Here is a 19,324-nt window from a genome sequence, read left to right as displayed (position 1 = left end):
CATAACATGACTACAAGACTAATGCTAATTTACCGCTTCTTTAGAACTTCCGTGTTTTTTATGACACTCCATCCCTGGAGCGCCAGTCCCATTTCTTTGCTGCGCGGCAAAGAAACGAGACGCAAAGAAAACGCGCCCCAGACGCCATACAACGCCCAAACTGGACTGGGTAAACGCCGGTCGCCTCCACTCACTCCCTGTTCGTATCGGCTCGATTCTCATCCATGATAATCGTCAGGCGTTTACCTGGCGACCAGCTTGGACATGGCGTTTAAAGGGGAATTCAAGGCGGCTTTGCCGCCTAAAGGGAATGGATGTTTCAACAACTCAGGCCTTTTTATTTCAGGCCAGCTAAAGCTGTTCAATCTGGTTCCAATCCAGATTGTCTTTACTGCGGAGAAACGAGACCAAAGACAAAATCTTCGGGAGAGATTTTGGACAGCGGCATGCTGGTCCGAAGGAAAAGCCACAGGGATGTGGCTTTCAAAGAGTGCCCAAAGCCCTGAACCGACTGGGAATTTTTTAGCGGGGGTCAAAGCGGCTCGGGCCGCTTAAGGGAGCATAGGTTGACTTGGTATGAAGTGAATCCATCAAAGGGCAAACTGCTTTTTTTAAATCACAGATGCAAGGATTTCATAGACGATGCCGTATAACAGCAATGGTACGGAACACGCCCGCCTTTTTCCCGGCACCAATTTGGTGCAACCTCCAAACTCATGCTAGGCAAGGGCCACAGAGCATGCTAAAAAATGACCATGCAAAAGTACGGAACTTATCCGTGTTTAAACACGGAACTCTTCCGTCTAATAACATTGTTAGGCTGCCATTGAGAGAATCATAGACCAAGGAAATATGATGCTAAAGATTGAAGATTTAAAACTAGGATTTAGTGATGCAGAAAACTACAAGCGAAGAGAGAATAAAGAGCTTCTAAATCACCTGTTCCTTAGGACAGCATCTTTGGAAAGGCTGTGTTCGCCTTCCACTACATTCTTGGTTGGAGAAAAAGGGACTGGAAAAACAGCATATGCCGTCTATATGTCGAATAATTCGTACGGAGATAACCTTTCATCGTTGCGATATATAAGAGAAACGGAATATCAAAAGTTTATAACGCTTAAAAATGAAAAACATTTAGACCTTTCGGATTATAGTTCCATCTGGAAGGTAATTATATATTTACTTTTATCTGAGCAAATATATCAGCATGAAGGTAAAGACGGATTATTCAAGCGGTTTAGCAAGTTTCAAGCTCTTCATGATGCGATTCAAGAATATTATCTCCACGCATTCTCCCCGGAAATTATTCATGCTTTGCAATTTGTTCGAGAGTCGAAGCTCGTTGCTGAGTTACTTTCAAAACATGCAAAGGCCAAGGGCGAACAAACAGAAACTATAGCCTTTAGTGAATCCCGATTTCAGACCAATTTACTATATATACAGAAGAATTTTGAGCAGGCCATTAGTTCACTTAAGCTCGATAAAAGTCATATTCTTTTTATTGATGGAATAGATATCAGACCGTCAACAATTCCATTTGATGAGTATCTTGACTGCATTAAGGGGTTAGCTAATGCGGTATGGGAGATTAATAATGATTTTTTCCCAAGCATTAGAGACTCAAAGGGGAGACTGAGGGCGGTCCTCTTAGTGCGTCCTGATATCTTTGCGTTATTAGGTCTCCAGAATCAGAACACAAAAATACGGGATAACGCCGTTTTACTAGACTGGAGCACTGCTTATAAAGAACATCGCTCTAGTGATTTGTTCACAGTGTCAGATCAAATATTGAAACATCAGCAAGAGGAGGCGAATAAATTAAATATTGGCGACTCGTGGGATTACTATTTCCCGTTTGACACGCCAAATTTGATGACACAATTTGAAAAACCATCTTCCTTTGTTAGCTTTTTAAGGTTCGCGCTTTATCGACCCAGAGATATAGTTACAATGCTTTCAATGCTGCAAGAAACTTTTGTAAAAACATCAAAGGATAAGAATAGGTCATTTTCGCAAGATGACTTCGAGCAAAGTTCGTTCAGGCGTAATTACGCTGACTATTTGCTCGGAGAAGTAAAAGATCAGTTGGCTTTTTACTATGGTGATGACGAATACGAAAACTTCCTTAAGTTTTTTGAGTTTTTAGATGGGAAAAATAAATTTACTTACGATGAGTACATTAAAGCTTTTGCTGATCATCAAAAATACTTAAGCCAAATTAATGATAAAATACCAAGGTTTATGTCTACTGCTCCTGACTTTCTTCAGTTTCTCTATGATCTAAATGTGATATGTTTTATAGAAAGAACCGAAGAAGGAAAGCCACATATTCATTGGTGCTTTAGAGATAGAACCTACTCAAATATCTCACCAAAAGTAAAGTTGGGGGAAACTTATGAGATTTTTTATGGCATGTCAAAAGCGTTAAATACTGGCAAGAAGCTTTCTCGCGGAAAAGCCTAACAAAGCACTGCTAGGGACAAACCTACGCTACGCTGCGGTTTGCCCCAGAGTGCGGCGTTATATTTCACGGAGACTTTAGTGGACGAAAGGGATGAGAAGGCGCTAAGTGACATCGAGAAATTTGGGTGTCACGTTTTAAAGGTCATGGAAGGAGATGGAGAGCCTTGCTTCAGTTACTCAATTGGTATTAACAAAAAACAATGCAAACCTGACCTTATCATTGTCGGTCTAAAGCTCGACTTGGCTCATTCAATTATCAACAATTACAAAAATCGTTTGCTCGCAGGAGAATCCTTCGAACCCGGCAAATATTACTCCGATTTCCTTGAAGGTTTTGATGTTTGCTTCATTAAAATGGATAAGTCGCATTATGAAGAATATGTAGGCTGGGGGCTTTGGCTTCACGACGGAGACGATTTCGAAATGTTGCAGCTTATATGGCCAACGACAGACGGTTTTTGGCCATGGTTCAACGATAGATCTGAATTTTATCGATGGGCTCAACCCATTTTAAATGAGTCCGGAGCGCTAGATGAAATATAACAAGTTAAATCATCGGAAAACCACTCGCTGCGCTCGCGTTTTCCGCTGTTCAAAATAAACAGGGTCAGATCCTTAAATAGGCGTCTGCTTAAAGTACAAAAAATCAGGAGATCATAAACCTTGCTACAACACTTTCAAGTAAGGATACTGAAAACCATTCTGACAGGGATGCACTCTTTAGTAGCTTTCGTTCGGCGAAGCTGACGCACGATAAAGAGAAACGACAAACACTAGCTATCTGCTTCCGGAGGATATGTGAAGCTCCACGAAAATGTTGAATGTTCCGTTACAAATGGAATGAATTTTACGTTCTTTGATGAAGGAAAAATGATTATCTTCAAGGGTAGTTCATTCACAGGAAGAGAAATAGTTACCTTGGATGGTGAAGTGGTTTCAGACCAGAAAAGCTATAGAAGAAACTCCATCCATAACTTTGAACATGCAGGGAAGAGTTATCAGATACAACTAGTGGCCAATAGCATTGTGAAAGGCGATATAGATTGCCACTTTAGTGTGAATGGAGAACTAATCACGTCTTACAAACTTAATTACGAGAAAAAGAAGAAGAATTCTGTCGCGCTATTTCTGGTGATTTTTTTCGGTGGCGGTTTGGTTGGTTTTAATTGGTCTGCTGGGCATTTGCCAACCTGGGCGCTGGTACTTTTTATTTGCCTGGCCTCGCTCTGGGGTGGGTTAAGCAATAAAGGTCGTTGGGTCTGCCACGAGTCCATAACACAAGCAGACAATTTTGCATCGGCTGATAAGCAAGCCTGAAATTCAATAATATAGGCCTGCTAAAACCTTATCCCCCTAAGCGGCACAAGCCGCTTTGATCTCCCCTTTAAACGCCATGCCAAAACTGGACGTCAGGTAAACGCCTGACAATTATGCAAAGTACATCCTGTACTTTGCCCTGCGGGCCATCCTATGGATGTCCCAAATGTCTCCCGGAAATTTGGTCAAGGATGAGAATCGAGCCGATACGAACAGGGAGTGAGTAGAGGCGACAGGCGTTTACCCAGTCCAGTTTGGGCGTTGTATGGCGTAAGGGGCGCGTTTTGAAAGCCACATCCTTGTAGCTTTTCCTTCGGACCAGCGTAACGCTGTCCAAAATCTCTCCCGAAGATTTTGTCTTTGGTCTCGTTTCTTCGCAGTAAAGACAATCTGGTCTGGAACCAGATTGAACAGCTTTAGCTGGCCCGTAGGGCAACAGGCAGGACGCTGGTTGTAAATGGGACTGGCGCTCCATGGATGGAGTGTCATAAAAGACAAGGAAGCCACAACCCTTGCCACAACACTTCAAGGCAAGGATACTTAAATCCGATACAACCAATAATTCTGACATAAAGTTATTGCCCCAACACTCTGGTCAGCCAATGAAAAAAATACTCTTCCTCTGCAGCAGAAACCGGCTTAGAAGCCCTACCGCAGAAGCGATATTTAAAGGCGTTGAGGGCTGGGAAGTTTCTTCCGCGGGCATTAACAATGACGCAGAAGTTATGGTTAGCACTGAAGATCTTGAATGGGCTGACTATATCTTTGTTATGGAAAAGATGCACAAGAAGAAACTGAGCAGTAAGTTTGGACAAGTAATAAAGAACAAGAAAATCGTGTCACTGGATATTCCTGATAATTACGAATATATGGACGATAGATTGGTGGCGATACTTCAAGCCAAAATACCTTCGCTTGTACAATGAATAAGACTGAAACTATGGAAGACATTCTAGGAGAAATAGGTAAGGGATTTCTGAGAGGTATCGGCTACATATTGGCAGATATTTTCTTCGGGTATATTTGTTATTGGACAGGCTGGCCCTTTTGTAAAATCATCACATTGGGTCGCTACCCAAAACCCAAAAGAGAGAGTTACTGGGGAGAAAAAGGAAACTCAGGGATGTGGTGCTCCCTACTGGGACTTACAATTTGGATTATCGGTGCTCTGTATCTCTTGGGCGTACTCTAGTGAGTGTTCAAAATCAAGACATTAACGTCTCACGGCACGGATACTGAAAACCATGCCCCAGGACAGTTTCTCTCAATGGTTGCCAGCTAGGCACAATCCACGAGAGGGAGAGTCCATGTCATTCATTGGAAGCGAGGGAGTATTTTTTGATTAGTGAACCCATTAATAGCATTATCGTTGTAGCTATTTGTATTTTTTTCGTTCTCTATCTCATGGAACTACTGCCACAAGCAAAGTCCCCAACTGTCGTTTGGCTAAAATCTCTTAATTCGGCGTTACCAAGAATTTTAGCTTTTTTGTTCGCCTTAGTTGCAACTGCAAAAACCTTATTTCTTCTTGTCTAATGCTAATAAGCATGCAGCCATAGCCCAATCATCCTATTTACCCCTAAGCGGCCCAAGCCGCTTTCGTCCCGCTTAAAAATTCCCGGTCGGTTCAGGGTGCTGCTAAAAGGTGGGGAATTTGCTGGGAGCAAATTGAGTGGAAGACGCGTCTGGAACGTCGTTTTCACGACCGCCTTTTAGTAGTGGCCTGAGCTGACGTTGTTGGGAATCCAGCGGGCGTGTTTCTTTTGGTCACTTTTCTTTGCACGAGCAAAGAAAAGTGACTGGCGCATCAGGGATGATGTGTCATAAAAGACAGGGACGTTATGGAAGCCCCTGCGTTGGCTAAGAGTTCCGTAGATAACAATAAAACAGGCAGCGCCCCAGGCGCTGCCACCATCTACTTAGTTACCCTGCCAACTCAGCAAACAATCCCTCAAACTTGCTAAGCCCTTCCTCCAACACCGCATCCTCTATGGTCAGAGGCGGCAGGAAGCGGATCACATTGCCATAAAAGCCGCAGGCCAGCAGAATCAGGCCGTGTTTACTGGCATTGGCAATAATGGCCTGGGTTAGCGCGGTATTGGGCTGACTGGCCAGGCCGTTTTGCACCAGTTCGATAGCGATCATGGCCCCGGCGTTACGTACCTCACCTATCAGGTGTGGATAGCGTTGTTGCAGGGCCACTAAGCGGCGCTGGAACTGCTCGCCAATCGCGGCGGCGCGTTCCACCAGTTTTTCCTCGGCAATAATATCCAGTACCGCCAGAGCAGCGGCGCAGCCAAGGGGTGAGCCACCGTAAGTGCCGCCCAAACCGCCCGGCGGTGCGGCGTCCATCACCTCAGCTTTCCCTACTACCGCAGCAATAGGTACACCACCGGCAATACCCTTGGCCATAGTGATCAGATCCGGTTCCACCCCAGCGTATTCGCTGTAGAACATGCGTCCGGTACGGGCAAAGCCGGTTTGAATTTCATCACAGATCAGCACTATGCCATGGCGGTCGCACAAGGCGCGAAGCGCCTGTAAAAAGGCCGGCGGCGCCAGATAAAAACCGCCCTCGCCCTGCACCGGCTCAATAATAATGGCCGCGACATCCCCTGGGGCTATATCTACCTTAAACAGGGTTTCAATGGCACTTAGGGATTGCTCTATGCTGATGCCATGATAGGCATTAGGAAAAGGCACATGGTAGAGGTCGGCCGGGAAAGGGCCGAAGTGCTGTTTGTACGGGGCAACCTTACCAGTCAGGCCCATGGCCAGGTTAGTACGGCCATGAAAACCACCGTTAAAGGCAATCACGCCGCGACGGCCGGTATGGGCCCTGGCGATCTTAATGCAGTTTTCCACCGCTTCGGCACCTGTGGTGACAAACAGGGCTTTTTTGGCACTGTCCCCCGGTGCAGCAGCATTTAAGCGTTCGGCCAGTTCCACCGCCACCTCGTAGGGGTTGACCATCACACAGGTATGGCTGAAACGCGCCATTTGTTCGCTGACCGCCGCCACGACTTTAGGATGCGCATGGCCGGTATTGCACACCGCAATGCCGGTACCCAGGTCAATATAGCGGTTACCTTCCACATCCCAGACCTCAGCGTTGCGGGCGCGCTCTACATAAACCGGATACACATTGCCCTGACCGCGGGCAAACGCACTGAGCTTACGCTCCTGCAACTTAGCATTAGTCGACACGATTCAAACCTCCCAGACAGCGATATTGTATGTTCATATAATCATCCAGCCCGTACATGGAGCCTTCACGGCCATAGCCGGATTGCTTCACGCCGCCGAAGGGCGCGGCCGGGTTGGAAATAATTCCCTCGTTAATCCCCACCATGCCAAATTGCAGGGCGTCGGCAACACGTTGTACCCGGCCAATATCCCGGGCATAAAAGTAGCTGGCCAGGCCGTATTCGGTCTGATTGGCCAGGGCCATGGCCTGCTGTTCGTCACTGAATTCGCAGATAGCTACCACAGGGCCGAATATTTCCTGGTTAAACAGTGGCATATCCGGGGTGACTCCACTGACCACAGTAGGAGGATAGAAAGCCCCGCCGTCATAGTCACCGCCCAGCAACACCTTGGCCCCCATGGCCACCGATTGAATCACCTTCTGCTGCACATCTTCCGCCGCCTTGGCACTGATCAGCGGGCCAATTTGCACGTTGTCGGTGCCGTGGCCAACCTTGAGGGCTTTCACCTCATTGAGCAGCTTGTCGGTAAAGGCCTGGGCAATACTGGCTTGCAATAAGAAGCGGTTGGCGCACACGCAGGTTTGCCCGGCGTTACGGAATTTGGAGGCCATGGCACCTTTGACTGCGGCATCCAGGTCGGCGTCATCAAAGACCAGAAACGGCGCGTTGCCGCCCAGCTCCATCGACACCCGCTTAATGGTGGCAGCACAGGCCGCGGTAAGGATTTTGCCGATACGGGTTGAGCCGGTAAAACTGAACTTGGCGACCTTAGTACTGCCGGTTAACACCTTGCCGATTTCAGCAGCATCTTCACCGGCGATCACATTAAACACCCCGGCAGGAATACCAGCCTGCTCGGCCAGCTCGGCCATAGCCAGGGCAGAAAGCGGGGTTTGCGCGGCCGGGCGTACCACAAAAGTACAGCCCGCCGACAGCGCCGCGGCCGCTTTTCGGGCAATCATGGCATTGGGGAAATTCCAGGGGGTAATGGCAGCCACCACACCCACAGGTGACTTAACCACCTGAATTTGCTGGCCACTGGCAGCCGCAGGAATAATGTCGCCATAGGCGCGTTTGGCTTCTTCGGCAAACCACTGCATAAAACCTGCCCCATAGGCAATTTCGCCTTTGGCTTCGGCCAGGGGTTTACCTTGTTCCAGGGTCAGCAGCAGGCCCAGGGTATCCTGATGTGCCATCATCAGTTGATACCAGCGCTGCAAATACTGGCTGCGCTGATTGGCGGTCAAATTCCGCCAGCCATCAAAGGCCTGATAAGCCGCGTCAATAGCCGCTTCGGCTTCACCGACGCCCGCGTCGGCCACCCTGGCCAGCACCTCGCCATTGGCCTTGTCGGTCACGGCAAACTGCCGCTCACTTTGATGCCACTGGCCGTTTATGTACGAGCCTTGTTTTAACAGGCCCTGAAAATCATGCGTCATGCTTCTCTCCCACACCACATCATTGTTTATGATCTAAGACCCTGGCCGGCAAAAATGCCACCGCGGCGCAGACAACCAATGCTACTGTGGCAAGATTTACCAGCAGTGCATAGTTATTTTCGTTAATCACCAGGGCCGCCACCGCCGGCCCGGATGCCAACCCCATTTTGGAAGCAAAGCCGCCCAGGGCAGCAGTTTGTCCAGTGCGATCAAACGCGGCGTTCAGGCCCAACAGATACGAAATGGCAAAGGCCCAGGACGCCCCCACCAAACAGTTGGTCACAGCGAAGATCCAGGGGCTTTGCGCATAATGCAGCACATAAGTCGCCACCGCCGTCAGTAAAATCGACACCACCAAAGGCACAACCCGGCCAATGCGGGTGGACAATAAGATCACCCCTACCGAGCCGAGAATACCAATCCAAGCGGCAATCCCGAGCGTGGGTGAAATAAAGGCCATATCCAGCCCGGCCTGCTTACCCAGGCCGATAATGTAGGCATACAGCCCCATGTTGGCAGCCTGAAACAAAAAAGTGGCCAGTAGCGCCAGGCCCAGCATAGGCCAGCGAATAGGCGCAGAAGCGTTGTGGACGCTGGGTTTGACCAGGGGGTATTCGGCCAGAAAGGGCAGCATCAGCAAGGTCACTAAACTGAACGCCACCAGAGACAGATACAAAGCGGCAATGCCAAACTGCGGTACTAAGCCCGGCAGGTACATTACGCCCAGGCCGCCCAGGCCAAACTGCACCAACAACAGATACCCGAATGCCCGATCCGGCTGCGCAGTACGGGCCATCACCGCAAAACCTATGCCCACCAGCATGCCGCCCACCACGCCATGGACAAAACGCACCGCCATCAGGCTTTGCGGGCTGGCTAAAAACATACTGACCAGATCGATACAGATCAGCACAGCCAGCAGGGCATAAGCGCTGCGTCGCCAGTTAATGCGTTTCACCGCCAGCACGATCACAAAGGCCCCAATAGCAGCCCCATACACATTGGCAGAGTTCACCAGCCCGGCATCGCGGTTGGAAAAGCCCAGGCCCTGAATAAGGCCGTCCACCAGGGCTGGCATAATATTCACATAAAACAATCCGGCGGTGGCCAGAAACGCCAGAAACACCCTGGCCAGTTCACTGTTTTCGCCCACCCGATAATCGCGGGCAGGCAGGGATTCACTGCTATGCATGTATAGATTCCTTACAAAATAGGTTCGATACCCGCCGCTTGCAGGCGGCTGAGCATAGGTTGTAAGTGGCGCTGATAATGCCGCCATTTGCCCAGTGACGAGGTGTACAAGGGTTGGCGCACCTGATTGGCACTGGCGGTGGTGGAGGCCTGACTGTTGTGCTCAAAGGCCAGGCATTCGTCCTGCCAGTCCAGTTCGCAATAGGCCAGCAGCTTTTGCAGTTCAGCACGGGGCGCTTGCACCAGCGCTTCATAATCCAGGGTGTAAATCACGCCCGGCATCACCTGATGCCAATGGGCCATTAACTGCCGGTAGCCAATAAAGTACGCCGCCAGTTCATCCTGCTGGTAGGAAAACGGATAGGCATTCTGAAACAGCTGCTTATACACCGCAAAGCAGGTATCCATGGGGTTACGCCGCACCTCAATGATCTTGGCATTGGGCAAGGCCAGATGAATTAATCCGGCATACAGGTAATTAAAGGGTAGCTTGTCAATTACCCGGGGCTCGGTGCCCCGCAGCGGCTTGAGGGAGTCCAGATAGGCCTGACCGACCCTGGCAAAATCCAGCCCGGCGGATTGGGCAATTAAGCTGAGCCGGTCCTGACAGGGCAAGCCCTGGGCGCTGACTTCGGCCAGCATCGACAAGGCAAAATTATTAATCTCCCCGCAGGAATGCACCTGACAATGGGCCGATAACATCCGCTCCACTAGCGTGGTACCCGTGCGCGGCATGCCGATAACAAAAATAGGGTCGGGCTGCATGCAACCCTTTGGCTCGGCAAAGCGCTCGGCCGGGTAGGCCTGGGCGATTGCCTGCATCACCTGCAAATCCCCTTCAACCTGATAGTCCATATGCTGGCGGCGAAGCCGTGCGCCGTCTTGCAGGGCCTGAAAGGATGCCTCGTAATCGCCCAAATCATCCAGTTCCTTGGCCAGGGCAAACTGCAAACTTACCTTAGCGGTGGGATGCTGCGCCTGCTGCAGGGCATGGCGCAATTGCGGAATATGATTATCCGCCAGGGTCTGGGTATTCAGCTGTGCCAGCAAATGCCAGGCTTCGTGATCCTGTGGATTCAGTGCCAGGGCATTTTGCAGACTGCGCTGGGCCTGGTCAATGCGCCCGACAAAACGCTGCACTGTGGCCAGATTGTAGTGATGATCGGCCGCATCCGGGGCAAGTTGGACAGCCCGTTCAAACAGCCCCATGGCCTGGTCATAGTGTTTAAGCTGGTTGAATACCAAGCCCAGTTCGGAATGCCAGCGCGCCTGGTCGGGCAAAATGCTGGCCAGCCGCAGGGCTTCAGCCGTGGCCAGAGTAAGCTGGTTATTACCGAGTAGCTTTTTAATGCGGTTAAGTTGTTGATGTAAATCCATAGCCTACGACTGCTCTATACAATGGCCAGCGACACGGGCTTGTCGCCCGCATCGCCAATTAACCGCTTGTTCGCTCAGAACCGGTAACTGACATTCACACCCACAGTACGGGGGCGGGAAATGTAGTTTTTCTGGTTGTTACCATAATAGTTCTCGAACACGCCGGTGTCGGTTCCCCAGTAACTGGCAGGATAGCTGCCGGTTACCCCTTCCTCATTGGTCAGGTTTTTAATGTACAGCATGGCTGACCAATCGCCTTTGAGGAACTGCACTGAGGCATTCCACAGGGAGAAACTGTCAAACTCATCCTGTATGGGGCTGTTTGCCAGCACGGTATTCACCGAGTCTGACTGATAGTAACCGCTTAAACGGCTGACCATTTCCACATCCGCGCTCACCGCCATGCGATGCACGAAGTTGATGGAGGCCACATGCTCAGACACGCCAGGCAAACGGGTACCGGCCAGGGCGCTGACGCCGCCGGTTTGCGGCTGAATCAGATCGTCACTCAGTTCCGCGTCGGTATAGGAATAACCAAAGCGCATATTCAGTGCATCGGTGAGGGCAAAGTTAGCCTCCAGCTCAATCCCCTGGGTTTCGGCCCGGTCACCGTTTTGGGCCATAAAGAAGCCCCACCAGGCGGTGGCCGTGTTCAGCTGCGGGTCGTCCCACACCACTTTGTAAATATCTGCCGAGTAGCTGAAGGTTTTGTGGTAACCCTTAATCCCCAGCTCATAGTTTTTCACCGTATCCTTGCCATACAAGGCGGCGCTCTCAGGATTCAGTTCCTGGAAGGGGCCACTGGTAGGTATGGCGTTGGAGCCGCCGCGACGGAAACCTTCTGAGTAGGTGGCGTACAGCATGGTGTCGTCACGCAGGTCATAAGACAGATTCAACTTGGTCTGAATGTCGTCCTCATCCTGGCTGGGAAAAGCCTCAAAGGGAATATCCGCCGGTTGCAGATAGGCAAAATAGGTGGCGGTCTCGTTACTCAGGGTATTTTTAAACCAGCGTAAACCACCAGTAATGCGCAGATCATCTGAGAAGTGATAGGTCAGTTCGCCGTACAGTGCTTTGTCTTTGAACTGCTCATTACGGATATAGCTGAAGTCCATATCGTTAACCGGCGTCACACCCGTCCACCAGGCACCGTTAGACGGGCAGCTGTCCCCTACTTCATTACAGGCAAAACCGTATTCGGTCAGACCGCGCAGATGGCTGAAGTTGGTGGTGGTGCGCTCCTGATCCATATAGAAAGCACCGATGACCCAATCCACCACCGCATCGTTGTCGTTGGATACCAGTCGTAGTTCCTGGATCAGGGCCTTGTCTTCAAACCCGGCTTCCACATGGGCGGCCGGACGCGGGTTACCCGTGTACAGGGCATTAAACCAGTTGGTAAAACCTACCCCATTGCTACGGTCTGTCACCCACATACTGGTGTTGTCACGCCAGCCACTGCCTTTATGGCGATAGTGGGACGTGCTGGAGGTGAGGGTGGCAAAACCTAAATCCGCAGACACTTCCAAACTGGTCAGCGATACATCCCGCTCGGCTGGTTCCAGCAGGGTGGAGCCATTTTCATAGTCACCGTAGGCGTTGCCCAGGTAGTCGGCACCAATAGTGACGGCGCGGCGTCCGCCCACTTCGTCATCCTGATAATTGTGGGTCAGCAGCAGTTCGATATCGTCGTTCAGATGCCAGATAAGCCCGGCGCGCAGATAGAAAATCTCGACCGTATCCACATCCTCTTTCGACTCATAGCAGGCGCCGTTAAAGGCCAGTTCGCTGGCACTTAAGTTACTGCTAACCGACTGGCAACTGCCATCATCGGCTTTCACCAGCGGTATGCCCTTATCGTCTAACTGATAAAGGTTAACCTGGTCGATAACCCCGTCGTTATCCATCTGCCCGAAGGAAATACGAAAGGCCGCGTCGTCTCCCAAAGGCTGGTTAAATACCGCATCAAAAGACAGGTTGTCGCCCTCTGAACCATCGGTTTTGCTCCAGTCCACGGCGACACTGCCTTCCTGTATAGCGGCATCAGGTTTGTTCATGATATAGCGCACCGTACCACCCAAGGCGCCGGAGCCATACAGGGTGCCCTGCGGGCCACGCAGCACTTCCACCCGCTGAATGTCTTTGAGCAGGAAGTTGGCGTAAATAGGCGTGCTGTCCACGTAGGTGGATACTGTGGGTACGGTAGATTGCCCCACATCGGCACCGGATACACTGCCTTCAACATTCACCCCGCGGATCACCATGCTGTTAGCGGTGCCGGAGTTGCGATGGCCACGATCAATCAGGGAAATACCGGCCACGGTACGCAGCAATTCGGTGGATTCGACAATGTTCTGTCCTTCGATTTCCGCACCTTGTACCGCAGAAATATTGAAAGGCAGCTCTTCCTGCATCATTTGTCGTTGGGTTGCCGTCACCGCTATCCGTTCGATCACGCCTTTTTCTTGTTCCGCGTCTTGCGCCTGGGCATAACCAACCGACAGGCTGGCAATGGCACTCAGGGCCAGGGCGATTTTATTTTTGTTGAAGTTCAGTTGTGTCATTTGTCACCCAATTTATAGTTTTGGCTTGTTGCTTTTTTAAGCTAGGTGAAAAAAAAGGGCCTCGTTAGTACCAGTTATCACCTTATGTTGGTACCAATTCAGTCATCTTGTGGCGTAGTCGCGTCACCGTTCACCGGGCCGGGTACCTTAAGGGCGCCAAGCTGATTAAGGGCCTCTGATGGGGCCAGCGCTGCCTGATAAGCCGGGAAAACCACAGGGTTATCGCGCAGGCTTTTGAGGGGTTGCCCCAGCCCCATTAAGCCGCGTTCCCTGGCGCGCCTGAGGGCGGTTAGATCCACTTCAAAGGTAATCACTTCGGCCTGGCCGGACGCCTGGTGCACTATGTTGCCGTCGAAGTCGCAAACAATCGAACAGCCGTTGCCTAGCGGCGGCCCCACATTGATGTCCACGAAGTAACACTGATTCATCACGGCATTGGCGCGCGCCATGACCATTTCCTGTTCACGGTCATTGGTGTTGGTCAAAGTGGGGTGAATAATCACTTCCGCCCCCATCGCCATCAGGCTGCGGGTGGTTTCCGGGAACCAGCCGTCGTAACAGATAGATACCCCAAAACGGCCGACCTGTGGCACATCAAACACCACAAAGCGGTCGCCGGGACAAACGCCCTTTTCATAGGGCAGAAAGGGGTAAATTTTACGGTAGCGGCTGACAACCTCACCCTGCGGATTGATCACCGGCGCGGTATTGTAGATATGTTCGCCATCGCGCTCGTAGTATGAGCCTGGTACCAGCCACACTCCCAGCTTGCGGGCCAGTGCAGAGAACCTCTGCTCGGTATCACCACCGGCGGGCTCGGCCTTACCTATATCAAAACCATGACTGGCCAACTCCCCTACCACCAGCATTTCCACCCAGGGGAAACGCTTTTTAACCCGGGTGATTTCAGCGCAAATCAGGGCCACATTGTTTTGTGCGGCGAGTTCCAGCTGTAACCCGGCAATGCCCATATAACTCATTGGCAATCCTTGTTTGGTGTTTGTTGTTCTCTGCTAGCCTAGGGGTAAGTGACCAAGACACCTAGATCCAGTTTATCCTCCTTGATGGATCCAAATGTCGATATTCGCTTATTTTGCATGCAGTACACCATTGACGATCAACTCGCCATCCAGGTTGTACCATTGGATACGATTGCCGATCAGCACCACCCTGAACTGCTGGCGCTGACCGTACACCCACTCCTGCCACTGGCGGCATAAAAGGTCACCCTCCACCCACCAGCGGCCGGTGTCACAGTCTTCATCCTGATAGCCGCAGCGCCCCACCATGTCTCCATTGGGATTAAAGTCGATGGTGTAGGGGTCGCCATACACGGTAGAGCTAATCAGCGCGGCGTTGGCCAGGGCACTGCTGAGTTTGTCCCCTGACACATAGGCCAACGGAATATCCGCCGCCGGGCTGGCTGAAGGCAAGGCCAGGCTGCGCAGTAACTTGGCAAGAATGCGGATACCTTCCTTGATTTTCTCCTTGGGCAGGCTGGTGATCCCCAGCCGGAAGGTATTTTTTGGCGCAATCCCGGTACCGTAATACTGGTGAATGGGCTCAATCAGAATGCCCTCGCGGGCGGCGTGCCCGGCCAGTTCCTGCACATCGATATCGTCATGCACCGTCACCCAGTAGGCTGTGCCACCAGGGGCAGGAACAGTTTCTGCCAGGGCATGCAGGTTGTAGTTAAGCGCATCACGCAGGGCCATCCAGCGGGATTTAAGGGTGTTATCCAGTTTGCGGATAAAGGCATCGTAATGCCCAAGGGACAGAAAATACGCCATGGCCCGCTGGTTATTGCGCGGCGGATAGCCCGACAAAATCCGCCGCAAGGCCCGCGCTTCATTGATGATCTCCACCGGCCCCACCAGATAACTAAGACGTAACCCCGGCGACAGCACCTTGGACAGGCTGGACAAATAGATCACCCTGTCATCACGGTCAATGGCACGTAATGCCGGTAGCGGTGGGCCAAGAAAGTTATGCTCCAGCGAGGCATCATCCTCGATAATCAGGGCATTATGTGCCGCCGCTTCGCGCAACAAAGCCTGGCGTCGCTCCAGCGGCATGGTGGCGTTGGTGGGTAATTGATGGCTGGGGGTCACATACACTAGTTCGCAGCCCGCTAGCCCTGCATCCACCTGCATACCAGCGTCATCCACCGGCTGATAATGCACCTGGCCCTGCTGGTTTTGTACCAGTTGACGAAACACCGGGTTGCCGGGCTCTTCAATGGCCACGGTTTTACTGCTGTCTACCAGCAGATGACAAAGCAGATACAAGGCTTGTTGTTCGCTGGATACAATCAATATTTGATTCTGACTGGCGGTAATGCCACGACTGGGTAGCAGCTTAGTGCGAATTTCTTCCAGCAACTGCGGGTCGTCGGCATCGGTGGCAAAAGACGCCCATTCATTTACCTCCCGCACACCCAGCGCCAGACGACTGGCCTCGCGCCATTCATGTACCGGAAACAAGCTGGTATCAAACAGATTATCCAGAAAGGGATAGGGGTAACGATGCCAATCCAGCGGTACCCTAAATTCACTGTCGTTACGGCCGGTTCGCACAAAAGCATGCTGCCAACGATTACGCTTGTTGCTGCTGAGCTCTTCGGCCGAAGCCAGCTCAACCTTGCCATCAAAAATACGTTCGTTAACAAAAATGCCACTGCGCTCGCGACTCACCAGATAGCCTTCGTCCATCAACTGCTGATAAGCCAGCAGCACGGTGTTACGGGAAATCTTCAATTGGTCGGCCAGTTTGCGCGAGGAAGGCAAGCGTTTACGGGCCGGCAACACCCCGGATAATATGGCTTCCACTAACTTCTGCCGTAGCTGGCATTGCAGGCTGAGCGCACTGTGTTTTTCTAAATAAATGATCGCGGCCGCCATATTTTCACCTTTTGTTAACACGCATTTTTTACGCTAAAGCAAATTTCCCTGTTACGCAATCTGGTCCCATCGACAGGGTAAATGTGGCACTAACCCTGCGATTAAAAAACCACCTAACGTTGGCACAACGCATCAAGATCCAAAGCACTTACCCGAACCATTGCGGCCAACTAACAGGTGATAACCATGAAAACCACGCACGTTCTGAGTGCCTTGCTGATGACATCCTGTATGTCATCCACGCAGGCCGAGGTGATTTTTTACGATGGATTTGAAAGCAACACTGCCAGCGGTTGGAGCATCGCCGGCAATGTGGCGACATCAGGTACCCAGGCCATTGGCAATTACGCCCTGCGCCTGAAGCAAACGGCCAGTGCCTGGCATACGGTCAGCACTCAGGGCTACTCGGCTGTGACCGTACAACTGCGCATGGCGGCTACGGCGCTGGAAGCCAATGACAACGACCGCTGTATTGCTGAGCTGTCCAGTGACGGCGGGCAAAACTGGAGCAGTCTGATTGAGCTGACCGACGGAATGGACGATGCAAGCTTTCATACCGCCAGTCTCAGCAGCGCGGCGCTGGAGAATAACCCTAACTTACAAATACGTTTTCGTTCTCAGGCGGATGACCTCGGAGACTACTGCTGGGGCGATGAAGTGCAAGTCACTGGCACAGCAGGCGGGCTGACACCGGCCCCGGATATTGCTGTCAGCGGCAGTTTGAGCTTTGGGTCGGTAGCCCTCAACAGTACCAGCAGCAGCACGCTGACGGTTAGCAACAACGGCAATGCAGATCTCTTAATCGGCACCATCAGCTATCCAACGTCGCCCTTTAGCGTGCTGGCCGACAATTGCCAGCAAAACACGCTGGTAGCCAACCAGCAGTGTCAGATCCAGGTGCAATTTGCGCCGACGCAGGTTGGCGCGGTAAGCGATCAGTTGCTCATCAACAGCAATGACGGTGACCAGCCCGTGGTTAGCCTGGCGGCCAGTGGCACAGGGTCACAAAACCCAGGCGGCGTGGACGATTTTGACCCGCTCAGCGGCAACGGCAATGTCAGTCGCAACGACCTGAGTTTTACCACCTTAAGCAGTGCGGCAGATCCGGGCAGTATGGTGAACTTCTCTGCCTATGCGCTGCCTGCCAATGCGGCGGCACCGACCAACACCTTTGAAGGTAGGTTGGTACTTACCAACGAGGCCACCCGCGGCGGATTTAACGAAGTGAAAGACAGCTTCCGCTACACCGGCAGCGGCGACACCACGCGCAAACATCTGCCCGAATTTGATTACCATTTTGTGCAAACCGGCAGTCATCTGGTGCCCGTGGAACGTGGCATGCTGGCCAATAGCCATCCTGAATGGGAATACATTTTGGAACCGGGCCGGGTCTGGAATGAAAACGCTGATAACGGCTATACCCGCGCCGCTCTGCCTTTCTCTTTGCAGCAAAAAAATGCCAACTGCATGCACAATGGCGTAATGACCTTTGCCTTTAAAGATGACGGCAGCATCACCCAGGTGGCCTATCAGATTGCCTCAGAAACCTGCTTGTATTTTAAGGCCGATATGTGGGGGTTACTGGGGGCGACCTACACACCAACACCGGTGGCTAACGCACAAAATATTAAACTGGCCCATCAGGCCGAAGTGAACGCGCGTATTCCGGTTAAACCCATCAGCGACCTGGCGGTTGATTACCCCGGCACGCAGGTAGCGAATTTCAGCAGCAGTATCAGCAGCCAGCACATGACCTTATATGGCTTGTATATCGACGGCACCCATTATCTGGGTGGCTGCCAGACACGTCAGGGCGCCTATCCATATTGCGAGGTGCTGCGTGTTCCGTCCTACTCCACCGCCAAAAGCAATTTTGCCGGTGTGGCGATGATGCGCCTGGAACAGAAATACGGCAACGTGATGAACCAAAACATCGCCGGTTTCATCGGCGCCTGTAACAGCAACGGCAACTGGCAGGATGTCAGCCTGGAAAATGCCGTGGATATGGCCACCGGCAACTACAACCTGAGTGGTTATATGAGTGACGAGGGAGCAACCCATACCAATGACTTGTTCCTGACCGAAGACCATGCCAGCAAAATTAGTTACGCCTGTGGTGAGTACAGTCGCAAGGCCACCCCAGGCAGCACTTGGGTGTATCACACCTCAGACACCTACATTGCCGGTACTGTCATGCAGGCGATGGTGAAGCAGCAACAAGGCAGCAGTGCGGATATTTTTGCGGACATACTGCGTGACGAATTGTGGAAGCCACTGAATGTCGGTCAGTCGAGCCTGGCGACCCGCCGTACCTACGACAGCGTGGCGCAGCCCTTTGCTGGCTGGGGACTGAGTTACAATGCTGACGACACGGTGAAACTGGCGCGTTTTCTGTCCATTGACAACGGCATGCTGAACGGTCAGCAAATGCTGGACAGCAACGAACTGAACGCCGCCTTGCAACGCAACAGCAATGACCGTGGGCTGACCCCGACAAGCGGATTTAAATACAAAAACGGCTTCTGGGCCAAAGACATGTCTGCCGACACAGGGTGCAGCGATCTCTATGTGCCCTTTATGTCCGGCTATGGCGGGATCAGCATAGTGCTGCTGCCCAACGACAGCATCTATTATTACTTCAGTGATAACGATGAATTCGGTTGGGCCGCCGCCGCCCTGGAATCCCATAATATCCGCAGCTTCTGTCCTTAGCCGGAGATAATCACTTGCGGTAAATCAGCGCCGGGCGCACCTCGCCCGGCCTTATATATTTCCCCTTCCAGCTCAGTGAGCTGCGCGCCGGTGTTTATGGCGCATCTATTGCCCTTGCCCATAGATATCAGCTGTCAGCGGCGACCAACAAA

At 51.7% G+C, this 19,324-nt stretch carries 12 protein-coding genes; 5 read left to right on the top strand and 7 right to left on the bottom strand.

What is annotated here, in order from left to right; genetic code table 11:
* Window positions 1-855: 855 nt before the first annotated feature.
* From KJY73_RS12525 to KJY73_RS12510, 4 genes are all read left to right on the top strand, one after another.
* A complete protein-coding gene (locus tag KJY73_RS12525; RefSeq protein ID WP_214344068.1) occupies window positions 856-2,463 on the top strand; it encodes a P-loop ATPase, Sll1717 family in 1,608 nt (535 codons plus the stop codon).
* A gap of 78 nt (window positions 2,464-2,541) precedes the next feature.
* Window positions 2,542-3,006, top strand: coding sequence for a DUF4262 domain-containing protein (locus KJY73_RS12520; protein ID WP_214344067.1), 465 nt, complete (start codon window positions 2,542-2,544; stop codon window positions 3,004-3,006).
* Window positions 3,007-3,261: 255 nt separating this feature from the next.
* The gene (locus KJY73_RS12515) at window positions 3,262-3,780 is read left to right on the top strand and encodes a hypothetical protein (protein WP_214344066.1); all 519 of its coding nucleotides are present in this window, start codon (window positions 3,262-3,264) and stop codon (window positions 3,778-3,780) included.
* Window positions 3,781-4,382: 602 nt separating this feature from the next.
* Entirely contained in the window at window positions 4,383-4,706 is a 324-nt protein-coding gene (locus tag KJY73_RS12510; RefSeq protein WP_214344065.1) for a low molecular weight protein tyrosine phosphatase family protein, read from the top strand.
* 997 nt (window positions 4,707-5,703) lie between these two features.
* On the opposite strand, the gene gabT is transcribed toward KJY73_RS12510, so the two are convergent.
* The 7 genes from gabT to pdxR all read right to left on the bottom strand — a co-directional run bounded on the left by gabT (window position 5,704) and on the right by pdxR (window position 16,460).
* Window positions 5,704-6,987: a 4-aminobutyrate--2-oxoglutarate transaminase gene (gabT, locus tag KJY73_RS12505; RefSeq protein WP_408611378.1), complete on the bottom strand. Its 1,284-nt coding sequence runs from the start codon at window positions 6,985-6,987 to the stop codon at window positions 5,704-5,706.
* On the bottom strand, window positions 6,977-8,428 hold the full coding sequence (locus tag KJY73_RS12500; protein WP_214344064.1) for an NAD-dependent succinate-semialdehyde dehydrogenase: 1,452 nt from the start codon (window positions 8,426-8,428) through the stop codon (window positions 6,977-6,979). Before KJY73_RS12500 ends, gabT begins: the two co-directional genes overlap by 11 nt.
* Before the next feature lie 19 nt (window positions 8,429-8,447).
* Complete coding sequence (locus KJY73_RS12495; protein WP_214344063.1) at window positions 8,448-9,620, bottom strand: MFS transporter; 1,173 nt, start codon at window positions 9,618-9,620, stop codon at window positions 8,448-8,450.
* A gap of 11 nt (window positions 9,621-9,631) precedes the next feature.
* Window positions 9,632-10,996 carry a tetratricopeptide repeat-containing sulfotransferase family protein gene (locus KJY73_RS12490; RefSeq protein ID WP_214344062.1) on the bottom strand — a complete coding sequence of 455 codons (1,365 nt, stop codon included), beginning with the start codon at window positions 10,994-10,996 and terminating at the stop codon, window positions 9,632-9,634.
* 74 nt (window positions 10,997-11,070) lie between these two features.
* Window positions 11,071-13,560, bottom strand: coding sequence for a TonB-dependent receptor (locus tag KJY73_RS12485; RefSeq protein WP_214344061.1), 2,490 nt, complete (start codon window positions 13,558-13,560; stop codon window positions 11,071-11,073).
* A 98-nt stretch (window positions 13,561-13,658) separates the two neighbouring features.
* The gene (locus KJY73_RS12480) at window positions 13,659-14,540 is read right to left on the bottom strand and encodes a carbon-nitrogen hydrolase family protein (protein WP_214344060.1); all 882 of its coding nucleotides are present in this window, start codon (window positions 14,538-14,540) and stop codon (window positions 13,659-13,661) included.
* A gap of 108 nt (window positions 14,541-14,648) precedes the next feature.
* Complete coding sequence (gene pdxR / locus KJY73_RS12475) at window positions 14,649-16,460, bottom strand: MocR-like pyridoxine biosynthesis transcription factor PdxR (protein ID WP_214344059.1); 1,812 nt, start codon at window positions 16,458-16,460, stop codon at window positions 14,649-14,651.
* A 186-nt stretch (window positions 16,461-16,646) separates the two neighbouring features.
* On the opposite strand from pdxR, the gene KJY73_RS12470 reads away from it, so the two are divergent.
* Window positions 16,647-19,172, top strand: a complete 2,526-nt coding sequence (locus KJY73_RS12470) for a choice-of-anchor D domain-containing protein (RefSeq protein ID WP_214344058.1) — start codon at window positions 16,647-16,649, stop codon at window positions 19,170-19,172.
* Window positions 19,173-19,324 lie beyond the last annotated feature (152 nt).

The organism is Bowmanella yangjiangensis, from assembly GCF_018531185.1.
GTDB classification, from domain to species: Bacteria; Pseudomonadota; Gammaproteobacteria; order Enterobacterales; family Alteromonadaceae; genus Bowmanella; species Bowmanella yangjiangensis.
The sequence above is the reverse complement of the archived record's forward strand: the minus strand, read 5'-3'. Positions and strand labels throughout refer to the sequence as shown.

Coding starts and splice junctions, on each gene's coding strand:
- KJY73_RS12500 (WP_214344064.1), bottom strand. CDS start 8,428: ATGACGCATGATTTTCAGGGCCTGTTAAAACAAGGCTCGTACATAAAC.
- KJY73_RS12485 (WP_214344061.1), bottom strand. CDS start 13,560: ATGACACAACTGAACTTCAACAAAAATAAAATCGCCCTGGCCCTGAGT.
- KJY73_RS12470 (WP_214344058.1), top strand. CDS start 16,647: ATGAAAACCACGCACGTTCTGAGTGCCTTGCTGATGACATCCTGTATG.
- pdxR (WP_214344059.1), bottom strand. CDS start 16,460: ATGGCGGCCGCGATCATTTATTTAGAAAAACACAGTGCGCTCAGCCTG.
- KJY73_RS12525 (WP_214344068.1), top strand. CDS start 856: ATGCTAAAGATTGAAGATTTAAAACTAGGATTTAGTGATGCAGAAAAC.
- KJY73_RS12490 (WP_214344062.1), bottom strand. CDS start 10,996: ATGGATTTACATCAACAACTTAACCGCATTAAAAAGCTACTCGGTAAT.
- KJY73_RS12480 (WP_214344060.1), bottom strand. CDS start 14,540: ATGAGTTATATGGGCATTGCCGGGTTACAGCTGGAACTCGCCGCACAA.
- KJY73_RS12495 (WP_214344063.1), bottom strand. CDS start 9,620: ATGCATAGCAGTGAATCCCTGCCTGCCCGCGATTATCGGGTGGGCGAA.
- KJY73_RS12510 (WP_214344065.1), top strand. CDS start 4,383: ATGAAAAAAATACTCTTCCTCTGCAGCAGAAACCGGCTTAGAAGCCCT.